Origin of the sequence: Streptomyces kaniharaensis, assembly GCF_009569385.1 — a bacterium.
In the GTDB taxonomy this organism is placed as follows: Bacteria; Actinomycetota; Actinomycetes; order Streptomycetales; family Streptomycetaceae; genus Kitasatospora; species Kitasatospora kaniharaensis.
Map to the genome: position 1 here is coordinate 4,198,716 of NZ_WBOF01000001.1, position 21,977 is coordinate 4,220,692.

Below are 21,977 nucleotides of genomic sequence, written 5' to 3' on the forward strand. Positions count from 1 at the left end.
CAGGTCAGTGCATCGCGACGCCGGAGGACTCCGACGGCAGGTCGCCGGCCTTGGCCTTGATCGCGAAGATCGCGACCAGCAGCGCGACCGCCGCGAGCGCGGCGCCCACGATGAAGCCGTGCGAAATGCCCTCGGTGAGGACCGAGTTGGCGGCGTCGGTGCCCTGCGGGAACTCGTGCTTCTCCTGCAGATGGGCCAGCTGGTCCGGCGTGGCCGAGGCCATGAACTTCGGCAGCTGCACCTTGGACTCGGCGGTGGCGTAGTGGGCGAAGACCGTCGTCAGGATCGACAGGCCGAGCGAACCACCGATCTGCTGCATCGAGTTGAGCAGGCCGGACGCGGCGCCGGTCTCCTCGCCGGGGACGCCCGCGACGGACAGCAGCATCACCGGGACGAAGATCAGACCCATGCCGAAGCCGAACACCACCGTGGGGCCGAGCACTCCGTCGACGTAGCCGCTGTCCTTGCTCATCTGGGTCAGCCAGCTCAGGCCGGCGGTGACCAGCAGCGCGCCGCCCGCCATGAAGGGCTTCGGGCCGTACTTGGCCTGGAGGCTGGACGCGATCTGCGCGGCGATGATGATCGACACGCTGATCGGCAGGAACGACACGCCGGCCTTCAGCGGGCTGTAGCCCAGCGGGCCCTGCACGAAGAGCACGACGTAGAAGAAGATGCCGAACATGGCCGCGGCTATGCAGAGCATCATCACGAGGCCGCCGGTGCGGTTGCGGTCGGCGAACAGGTGCAGCGGGGTGATCGGCTCGTCCGTCCGGTTCTCGATCACGAAGAACGCGGCGAGCAGGAGCGCGCCGGCCGCGAAGGAGCCGAGCGTGAGGGTGTCCGACCAGCCGTAGTCGGGGTTGGCGGCCCGGATGAACCCATAGACCAGGCCGACCAGGCCCAGCGTCGACGTGAAGGCGCCGGGCAGGTCGAAGCGGCCCTCGTGGCGCTCGGACTCGGCGATGTAGCGCGGCGCGGCGATCGCGATCAGCACCGCGATCGGCACGTTGACGAAGAAGACCCAGCGCCAGTTCAGGTACTCGGTGAGCAGACCGCCGGCCAGCAGGCCGATCGCGGCGCCCGAGCCGGCCACCGCCGAGAACACGCCGAACGCCTTGTTGCGTTCCGGCCCTTCCTCGAAGTTGGTGGCGATCAGGGCGAAGGCCGTCGGGGAACAGATCGCGCCGCCTATGCCCTGGAGAGCGCGGGCGGCCAGCAGCAGAGTGCTGTCCTGGGCGAAGCCGCCCAGCAGTGAGGCCAGACCGAACAGCAGGGTGCCGGCGATGAACACCCGGCGGCGGCCGAGGATGTCACCCGCGCGACCGCCGAGCAGCAGCAGACCGCCGAAGGTCAGCGTGTAGGCGTTGATGACCCATGACAGGTCGGTGGTCGAGAAGTTGAGCGCGTTCTGGATGTGCGGCAACGCGATGTTCACGATGGTCGCGTCGAGCACCACCATGAGCTGCGTGGCCGCGATGACGGCCAGGGTGATGTTCTTGCCCCGGTCCTTCCCCCCTCGTGGTGGTGAGTTCTTGCTGAGCGTGTCGGAGATAGCCACGATCGTGCCCCCTGCTGGCTATGTGCTTCGTGTGCTGTGGACCTCGGGTCCGGTGTGATCCTGCGACGTGGCGCAGGCTGGGAAGGAACGGGATCGTTCACTAGGCTGGACGATATCCTGGGCTATTTGTGAACGCAAGCGTTCCTTAAGGTTGGTGAGAATGGATCAGTCGATGCGACGCCAGGTGCTGGACCGGTCGGTGGATCGGTCGGTCGGTCAGGCTGCCGGGCGGCCGGTGGATCGGTCGGGCGGTTGGTCTGCCGGACAGGCCGAGGAGGTGCTGGGATCGGCCCCGCCGCCGTCGCGGACGGCCTCGGGGTCGGCGGCCCTGTGCCCGGTCCGTGTGGCCACCGAGGTCCTGACCCGGCCGGTGCGGCGCCGAGGGAAGGAGTTGGAGAACGCGATCTTCGCGGCCACGCTCGACCAGCTCACCTCCGGCGGCTACGCGCGGCTGACGATGGAAGGTGTCGCCGCTGCGGCGCGGACCGGGAAGGCCGCGCTCTACCGGCGCTGGGCATCCAAGGTCGAACTCGTCATCGACGCCCTGGACTCCACTCTCCCACGCCCCAACGGCATCCCAGACCTCGGGTCCGCCCGTGGTGAATTGCTGCAGCTCATCGAGGTGTTCGCGGATGCGATGAACTCCCGCGCGGGCAGCGCCCTGCACGCGCTGATGGGCGAGCTCTCCCACCAACAGGCCGAGGTGTTCAAGGACTTCATCGTGCAGCGGGTGATCGAGCCGACCAAGGACACCATCCTGGACATCCTCCGCCGTGGCGCCGAGCGCGGCGACGTCCGCGCCGACGCCGCCACCCCGATGGTCGCGGACGTCGTCCCCGCGATGTTCCTCTACCAGGTGAAGATCTCCGGCCGGGAGAACATGGCGCCCGACTACGCGGCCCGGATGGTCGACGACGTGTTGGTGCCGCTGATCCGGGCGTGAGTCGCCCCTGTGAAGGGTCGGGGCGGCTCCGGGCGTCCCGGGTTCGGGCGTCTCGGTACCGGTCTTTCGACTCCGGGTGTCTCCGGTGCCGGGTGCCTCCACTTCGCGTTCTCGGCTTCCGGGTACCTCGGATTCGGGCATATCGGCGGCGGGCTAGGCTGGAGGCTGCCCCAGCTGAACGGAAACCGTGATGCCCATCGTCCCGCCGACGCACTCCGTCGAACGCTCGCTCCGCCGGGCCGGCGCCAAGATCGTCGTCGGTCTGGACGAGGTGGGGCGCGGTGCCTGGGCCGGCCCGGTCACCGTCGGCGCGGCCGTCACCGGCCTGCGCAGGCCGCCGGAGGGGCTCACCGACTCCAAGCTGCTCACCGAACTGCGCCGCCGCGCGCTCGCCCCGGTCCTCGCCAACTGGGTCACCGCGTACGCGCTCGGCCACGCCACGCCACAGGAGTGCGACGAGCTCGGCATGACCGCCGCGCTGCGTCTGGCTGCCGTCCGCGCGCTGGAGGCGCTGCCGGTCGAACCCGACGCGGTGATCCTGGACGGCAAGCACGACTACCTCGGCGGACCCTGGCGGGTGCGCACGGTGATCAAGGGGGACCAGTCCTGCGTCTGCGTCTCCGCCGCCTCGGTGCTCGCCAAGGTCCACCGCGACGGGCTGATGGCCGAACTGGGCGAGCAGCACCCCGCGTACGGCTTCGCCGACAACGCGGGCTACCCCTCCCCGGTGCACCGCGCCGCGCTGGAGGAGTTCGGCCCCACCGATCTGCACCGGCTCTCCTGGGCGTACTTGGACGCACTGCCGAAGTGGCGGCATCTGAAGCGGGTCCGGCCTGGCCTGCAGGCAGTCGAAGACTCCGCCGACGAACAGTTGACACTTGGTTTCTGACGGTCCGTCTGTAATTGTCCCGGTGGGCCCGGCGAGGCTGTGCTGCCCAATGGGTGGGGCGGCCGTGCGCGTTCGACCGGCGTTTGATAGATATCCGGGTATGCCTGTCTTCCCCGAGGAGCCGGAGATTCACGAGAGCCTCCCGGGCCCCGGCGTTCCCTTCCCCCGAGAGTCGGACGCACAAGCCCTTCGCACGCCTACTGCCACCGGCGGCGCGCCCAACGCATCCACCACCGTCGCCGCGCCCGCCCCGGTGCCCGGCCCGCGTCCCGCGCCGCCGCGACCGGTGCCGCCGCGCGCCGACCGGCCCGGTCCGCAGCAGCGGCCGGTCCCCAAGCCCGGTCCCGCGCCGCGCCGCCCGGTGCCTGCCGCGCCGCAGGTCGAGGTCCGGCGGGTCGCGGCCACCCCGGCGGAGGCGCTGGAGCGCGCCGACGAGGTGGTCGACCAGCTGCTCGACGCGGGCCGCAACCCGGGCGAGATCCTGGTGCTGACGGTCGGCAAGGCACACCCCTGGCAGCAGCACGAGCTCTCCTTCGGCGAGGAGCGCTACTGGGCGCAACTCGTCGAGGGCGCGGACGTGTTCTACGCGGACGCCGCGCTGACCCGCCCGGCTCGCCGCGAGGTGGTCGTCCTGGTGGCCAACGGCGGACCGCCCGCCCGCGCCGCCGAGGCGTACACGGAGGCGCTGGGCCGTGCGACCGTGCTGCTCGTGGTCTGCGGTGACGCCGGCCCCGCCGCCGGGAGGGCCGCTGGAGCGGCGTCCGGCCGTCCGGTGAGCGCCTGAGATCAGCCGTCCTGCCCGGGCCCGGCGCCGTTCGGTGCCGGGCCCGGGGCCCGGGACCGTCGTACCCTGCCCTGGTGCCCTGGTGCCCTGGTGCCCTGGTGCCCTGGTGCCCCGGTGCCCGGGCCTGCGCGGGCCACACAGGGGCCCGGCAGGCTCAGCGGGTGCCGGTGCGCCGGGCCGGCGCGATGTCGGCGACCCGGGCCGGAGCCCAGGACCGTTCGGGCGCCTGGCGAAGTGCGCGCCGGCCGCTCGGTGCATCCGCGGTCGAGCGAGGCGGCAGCTCCGTCACGGTGTGGACCGGCCCGTCCGCCCATGAACCCGCGTGCGGGTGGCGCCCGCTCCGCCCGTCCCCGAGGATCTGCCAGCCCGCCGGGGTCAGCCCGATGTAGGAGCCGCAGCGCAGCCCGTGCAGGGCGGCCGCGTCGCGCAGCGCCCACATCCAGGCCCCGTCCTGCTCGCTCCAACCCGGGGCGCCCTCGCGGCAGCGCAGCAGTACAGCCGTGCGGCTCGGTTCGGGCCGGCGCAGGTCGTGCGGGGTGATCCGGCGCAGGTGCGCGAGCAGGGCGTTCCGGTGCTGCCAGCCGTCGGTGTCGCGCGGCCAGGGCGTGAACGAGGCCGAGGCGCTCACCTGGTGCAGTGCGTCGAGGACCGCGACCACGATCGTGCCCGGCTGGGGCAGATGGCGCTGGTGCAGTTCCAGGACGAAGTCGCGCGGATCGCGTAGCAACGGGATCCCCGAGGCGGTCCAGGTCTCCAGGTCCAGCAGCCGTCTGGGCGCCGAACTCCGGGCGAGGGGAGACTGACCTCGGCCGATACCGTTGATCACAATCCTCCTTCCCGACCCGCACGCACGCGGGTACCTGCGTACGCCGAAGGCGGGGTCCACCGGACCGGGTTTCGGGTACGCGCCAATTCTCGTGGTATCGAGGGCGGAGCGGCAACGATGAAATGATGAACGCCGCCCGAAAGCCGACGTTCTGCCGGATATATTCCACGGCTGCACAAGCGCCACTCAGGCAGCCCCGCATACCGGCCAGGGCTCGCGTAAACGGCCGATGAACCGTGTTCGGCAATGTCACCACTCCTCTCTTCGCCTCTCCTGTCACTGTGGTCACACGCGTTCGCCGCTGTTGTGCTCGACCCCTCCTTTAGGCCATTCGGGTGAAGTCATTCCCGTGTGTCGACAGTGCCGCCGTCCGGCGGCTCAGCCCTGTACGGCCAGCACCAGTGGCAGCACCGCGCTCGCCCCGGCCCGGCGAAGCAGCCGCGCGGCGACGGTGACCGTCCACCCCGAGTCGACCAGGTCGTCCACCAACAGCAGCGGACCGCTCGCGGCGGCCACCGCCTCCACGAGCTCCGGCGGCAGGACCAGAGCGTCGGCCACCGAGTGCAGCCGCTGGGCGCTGTTGCTGCGGGCCCCGTGCGGGGGCCGGCCGTCCGCGTACTCGATCCGCCCGAGCAGCGGCAGCCGCCCGATCTCGGCGATCCGTGCGGCGAGGCTGCCGACCAGCTGGGGGCGGGTCGAGGAGGCCATGGCCACGACGCCGACCGGACGGTCCAGCCGGGTGCCGTCCGCCGTGGCGGGGCCGGCCCATCCGCCCGGGCCGCGGGCCCAGTCGGCGAGCACGGTCACCAGTGCGTCCACCGCCTCGCCGGGGACGGGGACGTCCGGGGCCTGTTCGGCGAGCAGGGTGCGCAGCCGGGTGCCCCACCCGATGTCGGACAACCGGCCGAGCGCCCGACCGGTCTCGGCCTGCTCGCCGGCCGGGATCCGGCCCTTGAGCGGCACGCCCAGTGAGTCCATGCCGGTCGGCCAGAGCCGCCGCGGCTCGAAGCCGACCCCGGGGCGGCCGAGCGCGGCGCGGGCGGCCTCCAGCGTGGCGGCGGAGACCTCCGGAGTGTGCAGCGGCCCCGCGCAGTTGTCGCACCGGCCACACGGCGCGGCCTGCTCGTCGTCCAGCTGCCGCCGCAGGAACTCCATCCGGCAGCCGGTGGCCGTCGCGTACTCGCGCATCGCCCGCTGCTCCGCCTCGCGGGATTCCGCGACCTTGGCGTAACGGGCGGTGTCGTACTCCCAGCTCTGCCCGGTGGCCGTCCAACCGCCCTTGACCCGCCGGACCGCGCCGTCCACGTCGAGCACCTTGAGCATGGTCTCCAGCCGGGTGCGGCGCAGGTCCACCCGGGGCTCCAGCGCGGCCGTGGAGAGCGGCCGGCCGGCCTCGGCCAGCGCGTCGATCGTGCGACGGACCTGCTCCTCCGGGGGGAAGGCCAGTGACGCGAAGTAGCGCCAGATCGCCTCGTCCTCGCGACCGGGCAGCAGCAGTACCTCGGCCCGGTCGACGCCGCGGCCGGCCCGGCCGACCTGCTGGTAATAGGCGATCGGGGAGCTGGGCGAGCCCAGGTGCGCCACGAAGCCGAGGTCGGGCTTGTCGAAGCCCATGCCCAGGGCGGAGGTGGCGACCAGCGCCTTGACCCGGTTCGCCAGCAGATCGGCCTCGGCGGTGCGGCGCTCGGCGTCCTCGGTGCGGCCGGAGTAGGAGGCCACCACGAAGCCGCGCTCGCGCAGGAACGCCGTCACCTCCTCGGCCGCCGCCACCGTCAGGGTGTAGATGATGCCCGAGCCCGGCAGCCGGTCGAGGTGGTCGGCCAGCCAGGCGAGCCGGTGCGCCGGGTCGGGGAGGGCGAGCACGCCGAGGGTGAGGCTCTCCCGGTCGAGCGGGCCGCGCAGCACCAGGGCGTGCTCGTCGGTGGTGCCGGTGCCGAGCTGCTCGGCGACGTCGGCGGTGACCCGGGCGTTGGCCGTGGCGGTGGTGGCCAGCACCGGGACCCCGGAAGGGAGGTCGGCGAGCATGGTGCGCAGACGGCGGTAGTCGGGCCGGAAGTCGTGGCCCCAGTCGGAGATGCAGTGCGCCTCGTCGACCACCAGCAGGCCGGTGGAGGCGGCGAGCTTGGGGAGCACCTGGTCGCGGAAGTCGGGGTTGTTCAGCCGCTCCGGGCTGACCAGCAGGATGTCCACCTTCCCGGCCGAGACCTCGGCCTGGATCTCGTCCCACTCGTCGGTGTTGGCCGAGTTGATGGTGCGGGCGTGGATGCCGGCCCGGGCCGCCGACTCGACCTGGTTGCGCATCAGGGCGAGCAGCGGCGAGACGATCACCGTCGGCCCGGCGCCCCGGGCGCGGAGCAGAGCGGTGGCGATGAAGTAGACGGCGGACTTCCCCCAGCCGGTGCGCTGCACGACCAGGGCGCGGCGGTGGTCGACCACCAGCGCCTCGATGGCCGTCCACTGGTCGTCGCGCAGGACGGCGCCGGGCCCGGCCAGCTCGCGCAGGACGGCCTCGGCCCGCGCCCGGACCTCGGCTCGGTCGGCGGCGGTGGCGGTGGTGTGGATCTCGGGCTGCTGCATGGCGTCCATGTAACCCCGTGCCGCCGACAAGGGGCGAATGCCGAGGTGGCGCGGCCAGGCGGAGTGCAGGTGTAGGTCATCCGCTCTTCTGTTGAACGGCCGTCAAATATCCTCCGGGGGAGTGGCGATGGCGTGCGCCGAATGAGGTAAGGGAAAGCCGGGGGCGGAGTTATCCACAGGAAAAAAGAAAAAACCGGTGCGGATTTCGGAGTGCGGCACTCTTCCGGTCATGAACGCCACGAACAACGACAGCGCCATGAACAACGAGCCTGTCATCCTGTCCCTCGGCCCGGCCTCCGGCCACCGGCCGGTCATCATGCGCGGTCCGGCCGACATGGCCGAGTTGCTGCCCTATCTGATGGGCTTCTTCCCCGACGACAGCATCGTCGCCGTCGGACTGCATGGCCCTGACCTGCACCAGGGCGGGGTGATCCGGGCGGACATCCCCGCCTCGCCCGCGCTGTGGCCGGCTGCGGCGGAGGAGACGGCCGCCCTGCTGGTAGACCTGTCCGAGCGGCGCGACAGCCGCCCGCTCCAGGTGCTCCTCTACCTCTGCCAGGATCCCGCCTCGGAGCACGGGCCGCCGGTCCTGGACGGCCTGCGGCCGCTGGCCGACGGCCTCCGGGCCGCGTTCGCCCGCCGCAGCGTGCCGGTCAAGGAGTCGCTGTGCGTCTCGGACGGCCGCTGGTGGTCATTCCTCTGCCGCCGCCAGGGGTGCTGCGATCCGGCGGGCAACTCGATCCGGCGCGCCCCCGCCCCAGGGCCGGCCGCCGCGGCGGCGACCTTCGCGGGTCTCGCCCCGCGCGGCAGTCGCAAGGCGATCATCGCGGGGCTGGCACCGATCGGGTCGCCCAGCGCGGACGCCCAGCGTGCGGCGATCGCCCGGGCTGAGGCGGCCGAGCTGCCGGAGCCGGGGATCGATCTGCTCGACCAGGCCTTCGCCGAGTTCGCGGCCGGTGTGTGCGAGCTGGACGAGGACCGGACGGCGCGGCTGCTGCTCGCCCTGCGCGACCGGTCCACCAGGGACCGCGGCGCCGAGTTCGTCCGGCCCGCCGAGCTGGCGCCCGCCGAGCGGCTCTGGCGCTTTCTCGCCCGGCGGGCCGTGCCGCCGTACGAGAGCTGTGCGGTGGCCCCGCTCACACTGCTGGCCTGGGCCTCCTGGGTGGCCGGGGACACCGCGACGGCCCGGGTCGTCCTCGGCCGCGCCCTCGATCTCGACCCGTGCTACCTGCTGGCCGATCTGCTCCACGAGTCGCTCAACGACGGAATGACGCCGGAGGCGCTGCTCGCGGCCGTCGAGGGCCAGCGGCAGCGGCGCGAGGCGCGGCCGTCCGCGGTGGCTCCCGAGCCGGCCGCCGAGGAGCGCCCCGGCCCGGTCCCCGGGCCCGGTCCCGGTGGGGCGTCCGGCGGATCGGCCGGCACGGCGGTGGCCAGGCGCCGCCGCCGCGCCCGCCGGGCGGCCTCGGCCGCAGGCACGGTGCCCGCGGACGGCGGTCCGGTCAGCCCCGCCGAGGGTGTGCCGGAGCCGGGCGGCCCCGGGCCGGTCGCCCTCCTCCCGGCGCCGGGCTGCCGGCCGGGCGAGCGGTCCGCGGGCGGCCTGCGGCTGGGGCGAGCGTGGTCGTGCGGGTCGGCGGCGGCCCCGCGCCACCGGTGTACCCGGCGGTCAGCCCGGGGAGCCCGCCATGCGCGCTGACGTCCTCGGTCGACCGCCTCGGCCACCCCGGGGCGCGGCGTTGCTACACCTCGCCGCGAGCCATCCTGATCAGGCGGTCGAGCACCTTGCCGCCGCTCACCCGCAGGCCGTCGTGCTCCCACTCGTTGGTGATCCAGGTCCGCAGGCCGCGCACCGCGCGGGCGGTCTCCAGCGAGTCGGCGGTGTCCACGTACATGTCGTCGTGGTACACGGCCGCCACGACGGGCACCTCGTTGGCGGCCAGCCGCTCCGCGTCGTACAGGTCGGGCCAGTCACTCCGGGCGGCGAGCAGGTCCGCGGTCTCCTTCAGCGGGCGCAGCGCCGGGTCGGTGTCGAACATCCAGGGGTAGATCATCTCCCCGGTGAACAGCACCGGCGCGCCCGTCTCCAGCGCCGCCCGGGCGTCGAACTCCGGGAACTCCGCGCGGATCCGCTCGGCCGACCACGTGGTCCCGCCCTGGTCCACCGACCGCTGGCCGTAGATCGACTCGTGCAGCACCGCGTACAGCGGGCCCTCCGCGAAGGAGAGCTTGGCCTGGACGCCGTATCGGAACGTGTCGGAGAGCTCGGGCCCGTCCGGTCCCTCGACCCAGGCCTCCTCCAGGAGGTGGTGCAGGGCGCCGGAACCGCTGCCGCCGCCGAGCATCATCCCCAGCGCCTGGAACGCCTCGACGGTGAGCAGGCCGCCGTCGGGCAGGGTTGCCGGGGTGGCGGCGAGGTGCGCGGCGATCCGCCGCACCGCTTCGACGTCCTGCGGGAACCAGGCGTAGTGGCCCTCGTTCTTGCGGACCACCCGTGGGTAGGCGGCGCGGTAGACGTCGTCCGCCGAGCTGCGGAGGCCGGACAGGCCGCCGGTGATGAAGGCCTCGGTCAGGCCGTCGGGGGCGATCGAGAGGTAGGTGAGGGTGCAGAAGCCGCCGAAGCTCTGGCCGAGCACGCTCCAGCGCCGGTCCCATCCGAGCAGCCGGTGGCGGATCAGCTCGGCGTCGCGCACGATCGAGTCCGCGCGGAAGTGCGCCAGGTAGTCCGCCTGTTCCCCGGCGCCGCCGCGCCGGGCGAGGGTCTGCCGGGTCGCGGGCGTGGAGCGCCCGGTGCCGCGCTGGTCGAGCAGGAGCACCCGGTAGTCGTCCAGGGCGCGGTCCAGCCAGGCGTCCCGGCCGAGCGGGCGGGCCGCCTTGCCGCCAGGCCCGCCCTGGAGGAAGAGCAGCCAGGGCAGATCGTCCCGCTCACGGCCGGCAGCCACCACCTCGCGGGCGTACACCTCGATCTGCTCGCCCTGCGGGGCGGCGTGGTCGAGGGGGAGCTGGAAGACGTGGTCGGTCGTGACAATCCCGGGCAGCCGGCTGGCGGTGGACATGCAACTCCTCGGTCTCTGCTGGTCACAGCGGTCACGTCGCCGTTCAAGGGGTCACCTGGTGCGGGCGCCGCGACCCCCGCACCGTATCCTGGCGGCGGTCGAGCACCGGTTCGACGGTCGCCGTCCGCCCCGCGGCGCGCCCGGGACAGGCCGACGCCCGGACCACGCGGTTCGCCCTGGGACCGGGCCCGAACGGCGAGCGGTCGGCGACGGCGGTTGGACGAAGCCCGTACGAGCGCCCGCCCGGCCAGCGCGCCGGAGCCCGGGGTTTCGCGCGGGGCGTGACCTGCGGCCGGTGTGCGGCGTTCACCCCCTGGGGGGCCTGTGCCCGCCCGGCGGACGGTTCGGCGCCGCGCCGACCGCCCGAGGAACGGTGCCGCACTGGCACTCAGGGCGAGAGTGGCCGGCACGGGGAGGCGGCCGCGGGGAGAGGGGGCGTCACCGGCCTGCCGGGGCGCAGGACCTGACGACGGGCCTGGCACAGCGGCGTGCCCGGCACGAGGGCGTGGCGCGCCGGTACCGGCCCGGTGCCGCGCACCGCGTGGCACGACCCGCCAGGTGCGGCCGGAAACGGCACACCCGCCGACGGGACACCCCGTCGGCCCGGCAGCATCAGCACGCGATCGAGCATGTTCGCGGCCCACCGGCCAGACCCGGCCACCGGACCGCCAAGGGGAGGAGAGCCCGGTGACCGCCATGAGGCCACCACAGGCCATGCCGGCCGAGAGCGTGGTCGGCGCGCCGCGACCGGTCGGCCGTTCCGACCAGGTCCCGGCGGGCGGACCCGCGGGCACACCCGGCGGGCCGGGCCGGCCCGCTGCTCCGCTGCGGCCGCAGCCCGTCGCCGTCCATCACGAGGTGCTCTGCGTCAACGCCCCCGCGATGGCCGCCTCCGGACCGGACGGTCAGCTGCGCGGCCACGGGCTGCACGGCTTCTACCGCAACGGCGTCCGGGTGCTGGCCAGAATGGAGCTGCGCCTCGGCGGCATGGAACCGCTGCCGCTCCAGGGCACCCTGACCAGCACGGCCCAGGCCCGCTTCCTCGGCGCCGTCCGCCTCCCCGGCGACCTCGACCCGGACCCGGCGCTCACCGTCGAACGGCTGCGTCACGCGGACGGCGTGGAGACGGTGATCGTGCGCAACACCGGCACCCGTCCCGCCCGGCTGCCACTGGAGATCGCCCTCGGCACCGACCTGGGCCCGGTGGCCGAGATCGCCGCCGGGCACCGCCCGCCGGACCTGCCGGGCCAGGTGCAGTCGGCCGGCCTGCGCTGGGCAGGTCCGGCGCACACCGCGGTGGTCGGCGCCAAGCCGTCGCCGCACGCCGTCCTGGCCGGCGCCGGGGTGCTGCGCTGGGACCTGGAGGTGCAGCCCGGTGCCCGCTGGTCGGTCGAGCTGCGCGCCGAACTGGAGAGCACCAGCCCCGGCCCGCGCCCGCCGGGCGGACGGGGCACAGGCGTGCCGCTGCCCTGGTCCGAACCGGAGGTCCGCAGCGACGACGCCCGGGCCGCGATGCTGGTCACCCGCTCCCTCGACGCCCTCGGCGGGCTGCTGTTCGCCGATCCGGACCGCCCGACCGACCTCTACCCGGCCTCCGGCGCGCCCTGGCGCTTCGGCCTCGCCCCGGCCGACGCGCTCTGGGCTGCCCGCCTGACGCTGCCGCTCGGCACCCGGCTCGCAGCCGGCACCCTCCGGGCGCTGGCCCGCCGTCAGCAGCTCACCGCTGCCCCGGGCCGCATCGGGGGCCTGCTGCCCGGCGCCCTCCGGCACGGCGGTCCCGAGCTGCCGCCCACCTGCACCGCCACCGAGGCCACCCTCCTGTTCGTCACGGTGCTGGCCGAGGCCTGGCGCTGGGGCCTGCCCCACAACGAGGTCGCCGACCTGCTCCCGGCTGCCGAGCGGGCCCTCGCCGCCCTCCGCGAGGGCTTGGCCGACGGCTTCGTCACCGACCTGAGCCGCCCGGCGGAGGACCGCGCCGCCCATCCGGTGGCCGCCCGCGCCGAGGTCCAGGCCCAGGCACACCGCGCCGCCCTCCACGGCGCCGAGCTGCTGGAGGCCTTCGGCCGCCCCGGCGCCGAGGAGTGGCGCGACTGGGCCGCCGAGCTGCGCGGGCAATTCCGCGCACGGTTCTGGGTCGACGACCTCTCCGGCGGCCGGCCCGCCGCCGGCCTCGCCCCGGGCGGCCAGCCGCTCCCGACCGTCACCTCCTCGCTCGTCCACCTGCTCGACACCGGGCTGGCCGGCGAGGGCGGCCGGCACGAGAGCCTTCTCGACCGCGAACAGACCCGGCTGCTCGCCCAGCGGCTGGTCGCACCGGAGCTGGACAGCGGCTGGGGCCTGCGCACGCTCAGCGCCAAGTCGCCGCGCTTCAACCCGCTCGGCCACCGCGGAGGCGCGGTGCGGGTGCACGAGACCGCACTCGCGATCGCCGGCCTCGCCGCGGCCGGCCACGAGAACGAGGCCGGCACCCTGCTGGAGGGCCTGCTCGCCGCGGCCACCCACTTCGACGGGCGACTGCCCGAGATGTACGCGGGCGAGCAGCGCGCCCCCGGCTGCCCACCCGTCCCGCATCCGGCCGCCTGCCGCCCGGCGGCGGTCTCGGCGGCCGGCGCCGTGCACGCCGTCTTCGCCCTCGCCGGTATCCGTCCCGACGTCCCGGGCGGCCGGGTCCTGGTCCGCGCGGCCAGCACCGCACCCCTCGGCGAGCTGGAACTGACCGGCCTTCGCGTCGCCGGAGAACCGTTCTCCGTCCGGGTGAGCCGCATCGGCGTGGCCATGGTCGAGGAGGCCCCCGCCGCCCTCCAGCTGGTCGCCCGCTGACCCCCTCCCGGGGTGGACCCTGCCCGGCCGGGCCTGCCCAGGCTCCGCCCCCGGCTACGCTGAGGCACTGCTCGTACACGGGTCTGTGCTTATCGTCAGAGAGACGACTATGATCGTCACCATGTCGCGCTATGACCCGTCGGCCTTTCCCCCGTTCGCTGTCACGGTAGACCTGGTGGTGCTGACGGTGCGCGACCACGCGCTGTGTGCGCTGCTGGTCAGACGAGGCGAGCCGCCGTTCCAGGGGTACTGGGCGCTGCCCGGAGGGTTCGTCCGGCCGGACGAGGGGCTGGCCGAGGCGGCCTCCCGGGAACTGGCCGAGGAGACGGGGCTGCGAGCGCACTCCGCGCCCGGCCACGACGCGGCCGGGCCGGGGGCGGCCGGCGCCCACCTGGAGCAGCTCGCCACGTACGGGCACCCGCAACGCGATCCCCGGATGCGGGTGGTCAGCGTCGCCTACCTCGTCCTCGCCCCCGACTTGCCGACACCCCGCGCGGGCGGCGACGCCAGCAGTGCCCGCTGGGCGCCGGTCGCCGAACTGCTCGGCCAGGCCCCGGCCGACGGCGTCCCGCTCGCCTTCGACCACGGCCTGATCCTCGCCGACGGCGTGGAACGCGCCCGCTCCAAGATCGAGTACTCCTCGCTCGCCACCGCCTTCTGTCCGACCGAGTTCACCGTCGGCGAGCTGCGCCGGGTCTACGAGGCGGTCTGGGGCGTGGCCCTGGATCCGCGGAACTTCCACCGCAAGGTCACCGGCACCCCCGGCTTCCTGCTGCCCTCCGGCGGTACGACGACCCGTCAGGGAGGGCGCCCGGCACAGCTCTTCACGGCGGGCGGCGCGACCGTCCTCAACCCGCCCATGCTGCGCCCGGAGTCCTGACCCCGCGAAGCTCACGAACTCGGCAGAACCCACGAAACCCCGAATCGCAGGATCGGATTGTCCCCTGATCGGGTGAGGTGGGCGGCCGCCGGGCCCGTGCCGCTCCCGTAATGCCCGGAATCTCCGTCACCGCCCCCTAGTGTGCTGGCGCGGGGCCGTGCGGGCACGGTCCCGTTCCGCGTGGAGCAGGCGGCCGAGGGCATGGGAGCAGGCAGCGATGATCCAGATCACCGGACTGACCAAGGTCCGCGGCAAGGGCGCCCCGCCCGCCGTGCTGGACCTGACCTTCGACGCTCGGCCCGGCATGGTGACGGCGCTGCTCGGCCCCGAGGGCGCCGGCAAGTCCACCGCGCTGCGCCTGATGCTCGAGCTCGAACGCGGCCAGGGCGTCACGCTCTTCGACGGCCGCACCTATCGCCGCCTGCGCCGCCCCGAACGCGAGGTCGGCGTGCTGCTGCCCGCCCCGGGAGAGGGCCCGGCCGCCCTGGCCGGACACCCTGGGCGCAAGGCGCGCAGCCACCTGCGGATGCTCGCGGCGGCCGTCGGCGTGCCCGCCCGGCGGGCCGACGATCTGCTGGAACAGACCCGGCTGGCGGCCGTCGCCGGGCAGCGGCTGCGCGCCTTCTCACCGGGCATGCACCGGCGGCTGGCGCTGGCCGCCGCCCTCCTCGGCGACCCCGGCACGCTGGTCCTGGACGCGCCGACCGAGGGCCTGTCACCGCGCAACGTCGAGTGGTTCCACTGCTTCCTGCGCTCCTTCGGCGTCGCGGGCGGGACGGTTCTGGTGACCACCCGTACCCCGCAGGAGGCGGCGCAGCTGGCCGACCGCGTGATCACGCTGGACCGGGGCAGGATGGTGGCCGACCAGCACGTGGCGGAGTTCCGCCGCACCCGGCTCTGCCCCGAAGTGTCCGTCCGCGGACCGCAGATGGCACGGCTCGCCGATGTGCTGGTCAGCCAGGGCGCCCAGGTGCGCCGGGACGGCGGCGCCGGCCTCGCGGTGGTGGGCGTCGGCCGCAGCGAGATCGGTGAACTCGCCTACCGCCACGGCATCTTGCTGCACGAGCTGGCCGACCGGGTGGTCGAGCAGCCCGCGCCGACGGCCGCCCTACCGGTCTCCTCGGGTCGCTCCGGCCACGTCAGGGTGTATGTGCAGCCGGCCCCGGAGCGGGGCGTTGACCGGGCTGGAGCGCCGGTCGAGCCTGTCGTCCCCAGACCGCAGGAGGACGGCACCCTGCCCGCAAGGACCCTGCCCGTCCTCTCCGCCGCAACCGCACTCTCCGCGCTCGCCGTCGTCGAACCCGAGCCCTACGGCAGCGCGGACGCCACCCCGACGGTGGCCGTGGACCGCCTCTTCCGCGACGGTCCTGTCGCCTCGCGCCGACCGGCCTCCGACGACCTCCTGGCCGACGACACCATGCGTCTCGGCAGCCTCGGCCGCCTCATGCCGAACGCGGCCCCGGCCGCCGCCCCCGCGACCCCCGACGACCACCGGAGCGAGTGAACCGTGCGTGTTCTGGCCTACGAGCTGCGCCGACTGCGCGGCCTCCGCTCCACCTGGCTGCTTCTCGCCGCCGTGCTGCTGTGCGACGCCGCCGCGGCCGCCGTCCTGGCGAGCCAGACGCCCGCGGGCCCGCTGGCCGGTCCGGCGGGGGTGCGGCTGCTGACCGCCGCCGTCCCGCTGGTGCCGCTGCCCTTCGCGGCGCTCGGGGCCGGTGTGCTGGGCGCCCTCTCGTACGGGCACGAGGTGCGCAACCCGGGGCTGCCGGCCTCGCACGTGTCGTACTCGCGCCGGGTGCGGCTGCTGCTGGCCAAGCTGCTGGTGATCGGCCCGGTGGCGGGGGCGTTGGCGCTGACCACCTTGCTGTTCGACACGGTGGCCGTGCACCTCGCGCTGCCGGCCGGGGTGACGGTGGCGGCCTGGTGGCAGCCGTCCGCGCTGTCGGGTGGGGTGTCCGGGGTTCTGGCCGGCGCCGGGCTGTCCGGACTCGCCGATCTGCCGGGCGCGTTCGCCCCGGTGGCACTGGCTGCGGGGCACGGGGTGCCGGCCGCACTGCTGGCCTTCGTCGTGCTGACCGTGGTGGCGGGCTGGACCGGGGTGCTGACGGCGTCGGTGACCCGCAGCGCCGCGGCCGGGGTGCTGGTGCTGTGCGCGCTGCCGCCGCTGCTGGAGTCGGGCGTGGCACTGCTGCTGCGGCAGACCGGCACGCCGTGGCCGACCCGGGCGGCCGAGCTGCTGCCGTTCCAGTCCGGTGTCGAGTGGGCGTACGGATGGGTGTACGGCGGGGACCGGCGGGCGGTGCCCGGGGGTGCCGCGCTGACCGATCCGGCCCTGCTTGCCACGGTGGCGGCGCCGGCCGCCGTCCTGCTGCTGGTGGCCTTGCTGGTGCAGGCCCGCCGCCGTGCGCTGTGACGCCCGGTCCTGACGCCCGGTCCTGACGCCCGGTCCTGACGGACGGGCACCGTCCCGAACCACCAAGATCGACCGGCGTGACCGTAATGCGTGGTTCTTCCTGATAAGAAGTCAATCATCCAGTCACGGTCGATCACCCTTTCGTGTGCTTTTCACGAGAATTCTCAAGCTGCGCCTGCCGATCGCCGACAAAGGACCTGTGAGTACCCTTGCGCACCCCACGATGACCCCCGCCCGTTCCGCCGAAGGGCCCATCCACGGCCCCGGCGACCTCGACCGCTTCTCGTACGCCGACCGGCCGACCCCGCCGGCGCCCCGCTGGGAGGGTGCCGAGTCCGAGCTCGCCCGGGTCGGCCGCAAGACCACCAGCAGCCGCGGTCGCGGTCTGCACGGCCAGCTGGTCCAGCAGCTCGGCCAGATGATCGTCTCCGGCGACCTCGGTGCCGACCGCCCGCTGGTGCCCGAGGAGATCGGCCAGCGGTTCGAGGTCTCCCGCACCGTCGTGCGCGAGTCGCTGCGCGTGCTGGAGGCCAAGGGCCTGGTCAGCGCCCGGCCGAACGTCGGCACCCGGGTCCGCCCGGTCGGCGACTGGAACCTGCTGGACCCGGACATCATCGAGTGGCGCGCCTTCGGCCCGCAGCGGGACGAGCAGCGCCGGGAGCTGTTCGAGCTGCGCTGGGCGATCGAGCCGCTGGCCGCCCGGCTGGCCGCCGGCCACGGCCGGGAGGACGTCCAGCAGCGGCTGGTCGAGCTGGTCGAGATCATGAGCCACGCCGCCGCCCAGGCCGACCTCTCCACCTACACCCGGGCCGACGCCGAGCTGCACGGGCTGGTCCTGCAGATGGCCGGCAACCGGATGCTGGAGCACCTGTCCGGGATCGTCTCCTGCGCGCTCCAGGTGTCGGGCGGCCCGGCGACCTCGTGCGAGCGGCCCTCCGAGGCCTCGGTCAGTCTGCACGCGCGACTGGTGGACGCGCTCGGCACCGGCGACGGCACCGCGGGCGAGGTCGCGATGCGGGCGCTGCTCACCGTCCACCCCGAGATCGAGCCGTCCGTCCCGGCCCCCCGGGAGCACTGAGCGGTCTGGTTCGCCCCGCCGGCCCACGGCCCTCCGGCTGCACCACCCGGTGCGGCGGGAGGGCCGTCCTGTCGGATCAGGCCGTCCGCAGCGCTCCTCGATGCGGCTCGTCATGGGCATGCCGGCCGGTTTCGGCGCGAGTGCGCGATGATGGATGCCGGCCCTCGGGCCGCGGGCGCCGAGCGGTGTGACCCGCGACACGAAGGCCATGCGTAACACTTGACGAGTAGCAGCGATGTGTCCTGAGCGGAAGCAGCTCCGGAATACTCCAGCACGCCAGACGGCTGTGTTGGTCCGCGGCGCTGCTGCCGTCCTGCAAACCCAGTCCTCAAGCCCGAGTCGGTCGGAATCGACACCGCGCGCCCGGCGTGCGATCTCCTTCCCCGCCCGCTCGGGCGGCCGGTACGGGTTCGAGTCCACTCATCGTCCGAGAGGTTGTTCGTGTCGGCCAGCACATCCCGTTCGCTTCCCCCCGAGATCGCCGAGTCCGCGGCTCTGCTGGCGCTCATCGAGCGGGGCAAGGCCCAGGGGCAGATCGCCGGTGACGACGTGCGCCAGGCGTTCGAGGCGGACCAGATCCCGGTCACCAAGTGGAAGAACGTCATGCGCAGCCTCAATCAGGTGCTGATCGAGGAGGGGGTGGACCTCATGGTCAGCGCGGCCGAGCCGGCCGGCGCCAAGCGCAAGAGCGTTGCTGCCAAGAGCCCCGCCAAGCGCACCGCCACCAAGGCTGTCACCACCCGGACCCCGGCCGCCCCGGCGGCCCCGACCAAGCCGCCCGTGCGCATCGCGCCCGGCGCGCCCGTCGCGGCCCCGGCCGTGGCGGCTGCCGCCGCCGCGCCGGCCCCCACGGTGTCCGCCGACATCACCGCCGGCGAGACGACCACGGTCGTCGCCGAGGTGAAGGCGGCGCCGGCGAAGAAGGCGGCTCCCGCCAAGAAGGCCGTGGCCAAGAAGGCCGCACCCGCCAAGAAGACCGCCGCCAAGAAGACCACCACCGCCAAGGCCGCCAAGGGCGGCGAGGAGGAGCTGCTCGGCGAGGAGGAGCTGCTCGACGACGCGGCCCTGCCCGGTGACAAGGCCGGTGCCGAGACCGAGGCCGGCCCGGAGGAGGAGTCGGAGGGCTTCGTCCTCTCCGACGACGACGAGGACGACGCGCCGGCCCAGCAGGTCGCCGTCGCCGGTGCCACCGCCGACCCGGTCAAGGACTACCTGAAGCAGATCGGCAAGGTCCCGCTGCTCAACGCCGAGCAGGAGGTCGAGCTCGCCAAGCGCATCGAGGCCGGCCTGTTCGCCGAGGACAAGCTCTCCGCCGCCGACAAGCTCGCCCCGAAGCTCAAGCGCGAGCTGGAGATCATCGCCGAGGACGGCCGCCGCGCCAAGAACCACCTGCTGGAGGCCAACCTCCGTCTGGTGGTCTCGCTGGCCAAGCGCTACACCGGCCGCGGCATGCTCTTCCTGGACCTGATCCAGGAGGGCAACCTCGGTCTGATCCGTGCGGTCGAGAAGTTCGACTACACCAAGGGCTACAAGTTCTCCACCTACGCCACGTGGTGGATCCGCCAGGCGATCACCCGCGCGATGGCCGACCAGGCCCGCACCATCCGTATCCCGGTGCACATGGTCGAGGTCATCAACAAGCTGGCCCGCGTCCAGCGCCAGATGCTCCAGGACCTGGGCCGCGAGCCCACCCCGGAGGAGCTGGCCAAGGAGCTCGACATGACCCCCGAGAAGGTCATCGAGGTCCAGAAGTACGGCCGCGAGCCGATCTCGCTGCACACCCCGCTGGGCGAGGACGGCGACAGCGAGTTCGGTGACCTGATCGAGGACTCCGAGGCGGTCGTTCCGGCCGACGCGGTCTCCTTCACCCTGCTCCAGGAGCAGCTGCACTCGGTGCTGGACACCCTGTCCGAGCGCGAGGCCGGTGTGGTCTCGATGCGCTTCGGCCTGACGGACGGTCAGCCGAAGACGCTCGACGAGATCGGCAAGGTGTACGGGGTCACCCGTGAGCGCATCCGCCAGATCGAGTCGAAGACCATGTCGAAGCTGCGCCACCCGTCGCGGTCCCAGGTGCTGCGCGACTACCTGGACTGATCCGGTTACGGCGGACAGTCGCACAGAAGGCCCGGAGCCCCACGGCTCCGGGCCTTCTCTGCCGTCTGTGTCCGGGCGTGTCAGCGTCCGGGTGGCGGTTGTCGCTCGTCCGGGTGGCGATGCGGCGGGAAGCGGTCGCACAGCGTAGTTGGTCACCTACGCTGTGCCGGTTGCCTGCTGCCGAGCCAACTGGAGACACGGTGCTGCCCAACCCGGACCGCGCGGACCTGCCGACAGCCGCCCCGCCCCCGGCACGCCCGGCCGCCGTCGCCCGGCCCGGCCGTCGCCGCCGGGCCGCCGTGCTGGCGCTGCTGCCCGTCGTCCCCCTCCCGCTGGTCGCGCTCGGCGCAGCCGCACCTGCCGACGCGGCCGCGCCGCGGCACCGGATCGTCGGCGGCACCCTCGCGAGTACCGCCGACCACCCGTGGGTGGTGGCCCTCAGCAGCCGCCAGCAGTTCGGCAGCGGCCGCTCCGGCCAGTTCTGCGGTGGGGCGCTGGTCGCCCCGACCAAGGTGGTGACGGCCGCGCACTGCCTCTACGACGAGGCCAAGGGCATCCGGGTGGACCGGCCGGGCCTCAAGGCGATCGTGGGCCGGGACGACCTGCGCGGCTCGGCCGGCCGCGAGGTGCCCGTCCAGGCGATCTGGATCCACCCCGAGTACAACTTCGCCGCCAACATGAACGACGTCGCGGTGCTCACCCTCGCGGAGCCGCAGGGCTCCCGGCCGGTGATCGGTCTGGTCGGCCAGGGTGAGACCGAGCCGTACGCGGCCGGAACCAGGGCGCAGGTGTACGGCTGGGGCGACGCCACCGGGCGGGGTGACTACTCGCCCGTGCTGCGCGGTGTGGACGTGCCGATCGTCGCGGACCAGACCTGTGCACGCGCCTACCCGGGCGGGCCGGACGGGAAGTTCGACGCCCGGGGCATGGTCTGCGCGGGCGAGGAGAAGGGCGGCAGGGACTCCTGCCAGGGGGACAGCGGCGGCCCGCTGGTCGTCGGCGGGCGACTGGCCGGCCTGGTGTCGTGGGGAACGGGCTGCGCGGATCCGGCCCACCCGGGCGTGTACACCAGGCTCGCCGCCGTCGCGGACGTGGTGCGCCCGGTGCTGTGAGCCCCGGCCCTCAAGGCGTCGGACAGGTCGGCTGTGACCGCCCGGTCACGTTCTGACGTCACGTCGGGACGAACTCCCCTGAGAACACGCAGAGCCGGGCGACCGACCCCGAAGGGTCGATCGCCCGGCTCACCGGTCGCGCACGGTGTGCGACCGGACACAGCTCGACGCTGGCTGCTGGTGGCGCCCGGGATCAGCGCTCGTCGTCGCTGGCCGTCGCGGTGGTGCTGGTCAGGCGGCCGCTCTCGTCCTGTATCTCCACGGCGATCTTCTTGAGCTCGGGCTCGAACTTCCGGCCGTGGTGGGCGCAGAAGAGCAGCTCTCCGCCGCTGGCGAGCACGACGCGCAGGTAGGCCTGGGCGCCGCAACGGTCGCAGCGGTCAGCCGCGGTGAGCGGGCTCGCAGGTGTCAGAACAGTAGTCACGTCGCCTCTTCTCTAGCTCGACGAGCTGTCGTACCAGGGTCAACATCCAACCAGGCCGAAAACGTTCCCGCTCGTGGCTTTTCTTCTTTGAGGATTCTGCTGTGTTGATGAGGACGTGCCCCGGGGGCCACTGGTTCATGCGTACCAGATCCCGGGATCCGCCCGCGGCTCGAACGCCCGATCGGGATCGGGTGCGAGGTCCGCGTAGCATAATCCTCTGCCGGGTTGGAGCATAAGCCCCGTCCCAGGCCCCGGTAGCCTGCATAACGGCAGTTCCGGAGCCTGCGCCGGGCCCCACGATCCGCCAGGGCCGGTGGTACCGGGAGGAGATGGCGCCCCGGCGCCCCGAACTCCGGCCCAGCCCTTGTTCGCGCAGCGCGTACAAGCTGCGCGGGACCGGCCCGCCGTGCTGCACACCCAGCGGAGGGGAGTGCACACGCTGGGAGACGGCTGTCGGTGCGGCGTGCTGCACTGGCGGAAGATCCGGACGCGTCCGGATGTGACCCATGAGACAGAACTTCACCGAGGA

The 21,977-nt window shown here is 73.7% G+C and carries 16 protein-coding genes; 11 read left to right on the forward strand and 5 right to left on the reverse strand.

Translation table 11 applies throughout. From position 1 onward, the window contains the following. Positions 1-4: 4 nt before the first annotated feature. On the reverse strand, positions 5-1,558 hold the full coding sequence (locus F7Q99_RS18865) for an MFS transporter (RefSeq protein ID WP_407697802.1): 1,554 nt from the start codon (positions 1,556-1,558) through the stop codon (positions 5-7). 343 nt (positions 1,559-1,901) lie between these two features. On the opposite strand from F7Q99_RS18865, the gene F7Q99_RS18870 reads away from it, so the two are divergent. The 3 genes from F7Q99_RS18870 to F7Q99_RS18880 all read left to right on the forward strand — a co-directional run bounded on the left by F7Q99_RS18870 (position 1,902) and on the right by F7Q99_RS18880 (position 4,174). Beyond that, complete coding sequence (locus F7Q99_RS18870) at positions 1,902-2,501, forward strand: TetR-like C-terminal domain-containing protein (protein ID WP_326846851.1); 600 nt, start codon at positions 1,902-1,904, stop codon at positions 2,499-2,501. Positions 2,502-2,691: 190 nt separating this feature from the next. Beyond that, positions 2,692-3,390, forward strand: coding sequence for a ribonuclease HII (locus F7Q99_RS18875; protein WP_153462976.1), 699 nt, complete (start codon positions 2,692-2,694; stop codon positions 3,388-3,390). A gap of 100 nt (positions 3,391-3,490) precedes the next feature. After that, positions 3,491-4,174 (forward strand): hypothetical protein, encoded by a 684-nt coding sequence (locus F7Q99_RS18880; RefSeq protein ID WP_153462978.1) that lies wholly within the window; start codon positions 3,491-3,493, stop codon positions 4,172-4,174. 154 nt (positions 4,175-4,328) lie between these two features. On the opposite strand, the gene F7Q99_RS18885 is transcribed toward F7Q99_RS18880, so the two are convergent. Beyond that, positions 4,329-5,000 carry a hypothetical protein gene (locus F7Q99_RS18885; RefSeq protein WP_326846852.1) on the reverse strand — a complete coding sequence of 224 codons (672 nt, stop codon included), beginning with the start codon at positions 4,998-5,000 and terminating at the stop codon, positions 4,329-4,331. A 378-nt stretch (positions 5,001-5,378) separates the two neighbouring features. Next, complete coding sequence (locus tag F7Q99_RS18890) at positions 5,379-7,577, reverse strand: RecQ family ATP-dependent DNA helicase (RefSeq protein ID WP_153462980.1); 2,199 nt, start codon at positions 7,575-7,577, stop codon at positions 5,379-5,381. A 229-nt stretch (positions 7,578-7,806) separates the two neighbouring features. On the opposite strand from F7Q99_RS18890, the gene F7Q99_RS18895 reads away from it, so the two are divergent. Next, complete coding sequence (locus F7Q99_RS18895) at positions 7,807-9,270, forward strand: DUF4192 domain-containing protein (protein WP_153462982.1); 1,464 nt, start codon at positions 7,807-7,809, stop codon at positions 9,268-9,270. Positions 9,271-9,313: 43 nt separating this feature from the next. Here F7Q99_RS18895 and F7Q99_RS18900 read toward each other — a convergent pair whose 3' ends face one another. After that, positions 9,314-10,627 carry an alpha/beta fold hydrolase gene (locus tag F7Q99_RS18900; protein WP_153462984.1) on the reverse strand — a complete coding sequence of 438 codons (1,314 nt, stop codon included), beginning with the start codon at positions 10,625-10,627 and terminating at the stop codon, positions 9,314-9,316. A gap of 696 nt (positions 10,628-11,323) precedes the next feature. On the opposite strand from F7Q99_RS18900, the gene F7Q99_RS18905 reads away from it, so the two are divergent. The 7 genes from F7Q99_RS18905 to F7Q99_RS18935 all read left to right on the forward strand — a co-directional run bounded on the left by F7Q99_RS18905 (position 11,324) and on the right by F7Q99_RS18935 (position 21,024). After that, positions 11,324-13,447: an amylo-alpha-1,6-glucosidase gene (locus F7Q99_RS18905; protein WP_230210743.1), complete on the forward strand. Its 2,124-nt coding sequence runs from the start codon at positions 11,324-11,326 to the stop codon at positions 13,445-13,447. A gap of 121 nt (positions 13,448-13,568) precedes the next feature. Beyond that, positions 13,569-14,327 carry an NUDIX hydrolase gene (locus tag F7Q99_RS18910; protein WP_153462986.1) on the forward strand — a complete coding sequence of 253 codons (759 nt, stop codon included), beginning with the start codon at positions 13,569-13,571 and terminating at the stop codon, positions 14,325-14,327. Positions 14,328-14,544: 217 nt separating this feature from the next. Then, positions 14,545-15,831: an ATP-binding cassette domain-containing protein gene (locus tag F7Q99_RS18915; protein ID WP_153462988.1), complete on the forward strand. Its 1,287-nt coding sequence runs from the start codon at positions 14,545-14,547 to the stop codon at positions 15,829-15,831. 3 nt (positions 15,832-15,834) lie between these two features. Beyond that, positions 15,835-16,740 (forward strand): hypothetical protein, encoded by a 906-nt coding sequence (locus tag F7Q99_RS18920; RefSeq protein WP_153462990.1) that lies wholly within the window; start codon positions 15,835-15,837, stop codon positions 16,738-16,740. A gap of 145 nt (positions 16,741-16,885) precedes the next feature. Further along, on the forward strand, positions 16,886-17,818 hold the full coding sequence (locus F7Q99_RS18925) for a FadR/GntR family transcriptional regulator (protein ID WP_326846853.1): 933 nt from the start codon (positions 16,886-16,888) through the stop codon (positions 17,816-17,818). Between the two features lie 435 nt (positions 17,819-18,253). Then, positions 18,254-19,912 carry an RNA polymerase sigma factor gene (locus F7Q99_RS18930; RefSeq protein WP_153462994.1) on the forward strand — a complete coding sequence of 553 codons (1,659 nt, stop codon included), beginning with the start codon at positions 18,254-18,256 and terminating at the stop codon, positions 19,910-19,912. Between the two features lie 299 nt (positions 19,913-20,211). After that, positions 20,212-21,024 carry a S1 family peptidase gene (locus F7Q99_RS18935; RefSeq protein ID WP_407697863.1) on the forward strand — a complete coding sequence of 271 codons (813 nt, stop codon included), beginning with the start codon at positions 20,212-20,214 and terminating at the stop codon, positions 21,022-21,024. Between the two features lie 193 nt (positions 21,025-21,217). On the opposite strand, the gene F7Q99_RS18940 is transcribed toward F7Q99_RS18935, so the two are convergent. Beyond that, positions 21,218-21,448 carry a DUF7455 domain-containing protein gene (locus F7Q99_RS18940; protein WP_326846855.1) on the reverse strand — a complete coding sequence of 77 codons (231 nt, stop codon included), beginning with the start codon at positions 21,446-21,448 and terminating at the stop codon, positions 21,218-21,220. Positions 21,449-21,977: the final 529 nt, after the last annotated feature.

Bases quoted from the DNA above. Each gene is read 5' to 3' on its own strand.
- F7Q99_RS18875 (WP_153462976.1), top strand. From the start codon at position 2,692: ATGCCCATCGTCCCGCCGACGCACTCCGTCGAACGCTCGCTCCGCCGG.
- F7Q99_RS18895 (WP_153462982.1), top strand. From the start codon at position 7,807: ATGAACGCCACGAACAACGACAGCGCCATGAACAACGAGCCTGTCATC.
- F7Q99_RS18890 (WP_153462980.1), bottom strand. From the start codon at position 7,577: ATGCAGCAGCCCGAGATCCACACCACCGCCACCGCCGCCGACCGAGCC.
- F7Q99_RS18900 (WP_153462984.1), bottom strand. From the start codon at position 10,627: ATGTCCACCGCCAGCCGGCTGCCCGGGATTGTCACGACCGACCACGTC.
- F7Q99_RS18905 (WP_230210743.1), top strand. From the start codon at position 11,324: ATGAGGCCACCACAGGCCATGCCGGCCGAGAGCGTGGTCGGCGCGCCG.
- F7Q99_RS18880 (WP_153462978.1), top strand. From the start codon at position 3,491: ATGCCTGTCTTCCCCGAGGAGCCGGAGATTCACGAGAGCCTCCCGGGC.
- F7Q99_RS18910 (WP_153462986.1), top strand. From the start codon at position 13,569: ATGTCGCGCTATGACCCGTCGGCCTTTCCCCCGTTCGCTGTCACGGTA.
- F7Q99_RS18915 (WP_153462988.1), top strand. From the start codon at position 14,545: ATGATCCAGATCACCGGACTGACCAAGGTCCGCGGCAAGGGCGCCCCG.